Raw genomic sequence first — 4149 nt, 5'->3', positions numbered from 1 at the left:
ACCAGATGCAGCAGCGGGAGCAGGGCCGAACGGGATCGGCCGGCTGGGTACCTGGCGATGATCTCCTGCGCGGCCGACTGGGTCTCCGGCGAGAACGCCATCAACGATCAACTCCCCCGAGCACCGGGTCGACCGAGGCGACCCCGACGATCACGTCCGCCACCTGGCCGCCCTCGGTCAGCGCCGGGACGGCCTGCAGGTTGACGAAGCTTGGATCCCGCACATGGACGCGGAAGGGTCTCGTGCCGCCGTCGCTGACCAGGTGGTAGCCGAGCTCGCCGCGCGGCGACTCGATCTGGGTGTAGACCTGACCGGCCGGGACGCGGAACCCCTCGGTCACCAGCTTGAAGTGATGGATCAGGGCCTCCATCGAGGTCCCCATGATATTCCGGATGTACGCGAGTGAGTTACCCGTCCCGTCGGACCCGACAGACAGCTGGGACGGCCAGGCGATCTTCTTGTCGGCGACCATGACCGGGCCGGGACGCAGCCGGTCCAGGCACTGCTCAACGATCTTGAGCGACTCACCCATCTCCTCCAGCCGCACCAGGTAGCGGGCGAAGGAGTCGCCCTCCAGCGCGGTCGGCACGTCGAACTCGTAGGTTTCGTAGCCGCAGTAGGGCATGGTCTTGCGCAGGTCCCACGGCAGGCCCGCAGCGCGCAGCACCGGGCCCGTGGTCCCCAGCGCGATGCAGCCGGCCGCGTCGAGAACGTTGACGTCGACCATCCGAGCCTTCCAGACCGGCTGGCCGGTGAGCAGCGCGTGATACTCCCTGATCCGCTTCGGCATGTCGGCGAGAAACGCCCGGATGGCCCGCTCGGCGCCGTCGGGGAGATCCTGGGCGAGGCCCCCGGGCCGGATGTAGGCGTGGTTCATCCGTAGCCCGGTGATGAGCTCGAGCAGGTCGAGGACCTTCTCCCGCTCCCGGAAACCGAAGATCATGGCGGTGGTGGCGCCGAGCTCCATGCCGCCGGTCGCGAGCCACACCAGGTGCGAGGCGATCCGCTGGAGCTCCATCACCATCACCCGGATCACCGTGGCCCGCTCGGGTACCTGCTCGGTGATGCCCAGCAGCTTCTCCACCGACAGGCAGTAGGCCGCCTCGTTGAACAGCGGCGAGAGGTAGTCCGCCCGGGTGAAGAAGGTGACCGCCTGAGTCCAGGTGCGGTACTCACAGCTCTTCTCGATGCCGGTGTGCAGGTAGCCGATGACGATGCGGGTCTCGGTAACCGTCTCGCCCTCGATCTCCAGGACCAGGCGGAGCACCCCGTGGGTCGACGGGTGCTGCGGCCCCATGTTGACGACGATCCGCTCGTTCTCCTCCTCGCCGACGCCGAGGATCTGCTCCCAGTCGCTGCCGGTGACGGTGTAGACCCGCCCACTCGCCGACTCGGTGAAGCCGGCCTCGTAGGCCGGATGCTCCCCGGGTCCGCCGACGGTCCCGGTCGGGTAGCCGACGCCGTTCGCGCCGTTGGGGGCCCCGGTGCCGTTGGGGGCCCCGGTGGTCAGATCGTCCGTGGTGGCGGAAGTCGACGTGTTGGGCGTCATAGCGAACCTCGGATGTCGCCTCGTGGGATGTCGCCTTGGCGGTGTCGCCGGCTGGCCAGGGCCGGACGCGGGGTCACGAATAGCTCCGGCGCTCGTCCGGCGGCGGGATCGTGGCACCCTTGTAGTCGACGGGGATGCCCCCCAGCGGGTAGTCCTTGCGCTGCGGGTGCCCGATCCAGTCGTCCGGCATCATGATTCGGGTCAGGCCCGGATGACCCGTGTAGACGATGCCGAACATGTCGTAGGTCTCGCGCTCGTGCCAGTCCGCGGTGGGCCACACCGAGGTCAGGCTCGGCACGGTGGGATCGGCGTCGGTGACGGACACCTCGACCCGGACCCGGCGACGGTGCGTCATCGAGGTCAGGTGGACCACCGAGTGCAGGCGACGGCCGGTGACGTCGTCCGGGTAGTCCACGCCAGACAGCGAGGACAGCAGCTCGAACCGCAGGTCGGGGTCGTCACGCAGGGTCTGCCCGACGGCGGCGAGGCTCTCCCGGCGCACGTGGACGGTCAGCTCCCCGCGATCCACCACCACCCGTTCGACGGCGTCGCCGAGCTGGGGGAAGGCACGTTCGAGCGCGTCGTAGACGGCGTCGGCGTCGGCGTCACCGAACGGGCGGGCGGTGGAGCTCAGGGCCGGAACGGGCGTCACAAGCCCGCCGAACCCGGAGGTGTCACCGCTGTCACCGGCGCCGAACGCGTCCCGGCGCCGCCCACCCGGGCCGCCGGGCACGCCGGCGGCGCCCGGTACCAGGTCGGCGGGGGCTGTGCTCTCGTCGCTCACTGCCTAGATCCCCCGATCCGGGTCGTCGACGTCGCCAATGCTCTCGGTGGTCGGGCCGGGCCCGTGCGCCCGGGCCTCGTCACTCGGCTTGGGGTCGACCGGTAGCCGCTTGGCGCGCCCGAACACCGAGGGCGGTGCGAGGGCAGCGGGCCGGCGGGTGTCCAGGGCGGGTTCGACCGCCCCGCTACCCGTCGGCGCCGGCGCCCCGGCCGGGATCGAGAAGCGCTTGCGGTCGTTCACCGAGAGGGTCCGGGTGTCGAATGCGCCCGCCGGCAGACCGGCCCGGGCGGTGGCCACCTCGATGGGTTTCGGATACGGCGAGGAACCGATCTTCGTGTGCTCGATCCGGCCGGAGATCGGGCCGGCGAGGATCTTCTCGTGCAGCTTGATGATGGCGTCCATGAGCATCTCCGGCCGCGGTGGGCAGCCGGGGAGGTACATGTCGACCGGGACGATATGGTCCACGCCCTGCACGATCGCGTAGTTGTTGAACATGCCGCCGCTGCTGGCGCAGACACCCATCGACAGCACCCACTTGGGCTCGGGCATCTGGTCGTAGATCTGCCGCAGCACCGGCGCCATCTTCTGACTCACCCGGCCGGCGACGATCATGAGATCGGCCTGGCGCGGGCTGGCCCGGAAGACCTCCATGCCGAATCGGGACAGGTCGTAGCGGCCGGCTCCCGTCGACATCATCTCGATCGCGCAGCAGGCCAACCCGAAGGTCGCCGGCCACAGCGACGAGCGCCGTGACCAGTTGGCGAGCTTCTCGACGCTGGCAAGAAGCACACCGCCCGGCAGCTTCTCCTCTAGTCCCATTCCAGACCTCCACGCCGCCACTCGTAGGCGTACGCGACGAAAATGGTCGCCATGAACAACGCCATCGCGCCGAGACCGAATACCGCCAGGCTGTCGAACGCTACTGCCCAGGGGAAGAGGAAGATAATCTCGATGTCGAAGACGATGAAGAGCATCGCGGTGTTGTAGTACTTCACCGGGAAACGCTGCGGCCCGGCCGGGGCCGGGGAGGGTTCGATCCCGCACTCGTATGCGTCGATCTTCGCACGGTTGAACCGGCGCGGGCCGATCAGCGCACCGGCCGCGACCGAACCAACTGCGAACAGGGCCGCGATCACGAGCAGAACGAGGATCGGCACATAGTTCGAGAGCATGCCGAACTCCTCTCCTTCGAGAGTTTGTTACCGGACGTTGGGGTGAAACGGCTCGCCGGTGAACGGACCGCGAACGGTCCGGACTCGGCCCGCGAAACCAGTGGCCATTTCGGACACGTCAGGCCGCGGGAGCGAGCCGGGTCATCGCGTTGATCAGTCGGTCCATCGCATCCCCTCCCCGGGGGTCGGTAAGATTTGCCATGATCTTGAGAACGAAACGCATGAGGACCGGTCTCGGCAGCCCGTAGCGGGTACCGAACGCCATAATCGTCGGATTGCCGATGAGCTGGACGAAGAACCGGCCCAGGGTGTAATAGCCCCCGTACCGGGCCCGCATGAGTTCCGGGTACTGGCCGAGCGCCCGCTCCCGCGCCGGACCATCCGGGCGGGCGAGGGCCTGCACGGCAATCTCGGCGGCGTACCGACCGGATTCGAGCGCGTAGGCGATGCCCTCCCCGTTGAAGGGATTCACCATCCCGCCCGCGTCACCGACCAGCAGCACGCCGTCGCGGTAATGGGGGGTCCGGTTGAAGCCCATCGGCAGGGCGCTGCCACGCACCGGGCCGGTGGCGTTGTCCTCGGTGTATCCCCACTCCGGCGGCAATGCGGCGAGCCAGCGGCGCAGCAGGTCCCGGTAGTCGGTG

General features: G+C 68.8%; 4 protein-coding genes and 1 pseudogene. All 5 read right to left on the bottom strand.

The window, feature by feature from the left end:
- Positions 1-100: 100 nt before the first annotated feature.
- Positions 101-1549, bottom strand: coding sequence for an NADH-quinone oxidoreductase subunit D (locus ACY45C_RS00170; protein ID WP_462185654.1), 1449 nt, complete (start codon positions 1547-1549; stop codon positions 101-103).
- Between the two features lie 73 nt (positions 1550-1622).
- Complete coding sequence (locus ACY45C_RS00165) at positions 1623-2333, bottom strand: NADH-quinone oxidoreductase subunit C (RefSeq protein WP_462185653.1); 711 nt, start codon at positions 2331-2333, stop codon at positions 1623-1625.
- A 3-nt stretch (positions 2334-2336) separates the two neighbouring features.
- Positions 2337-3152, bottom strand: a complete 816-nt coding sequence (locus ACY45C_RS00160) for a NuoB/complex I 20 kDa subunit family protein (RefSeq protein ID WP_462185652.1) — start codon at positions 3150-3152, stop codon at positions 2337-2339.
- Positions 3143-3505 (bottom strand): NADH-quinone oxidoreductase subunit A, encoded by a 363-nt coding sequence (locus tag ACY45C_RS00155; RefSeq protein ID WP_011434998.1) that lies wholly within the window; start codon positions 3503-3505, stop codon positions 3143-3145. Before ACY45C_RS00155 ends, ACY45C_RS00160 begins: the two co-directional genes overlap by 10 nt.
- Before the next feature lie 118 nt (positions 3506-3623).
- A pseudogene (locus tag ACY45C_RS00150) lies at positions 3624-4149 on the bottom strand (FAD-dependent oxidoreductase); the annotation flags it as partial.

It is taken from the genome of Frankia sp. CcWB2 (genome assembly GCF_977927585.1).
Note: the sequence above shows the minus strand (reverse complement) of the source record. Positions and strands in the feature narration are given on the sequence as shown.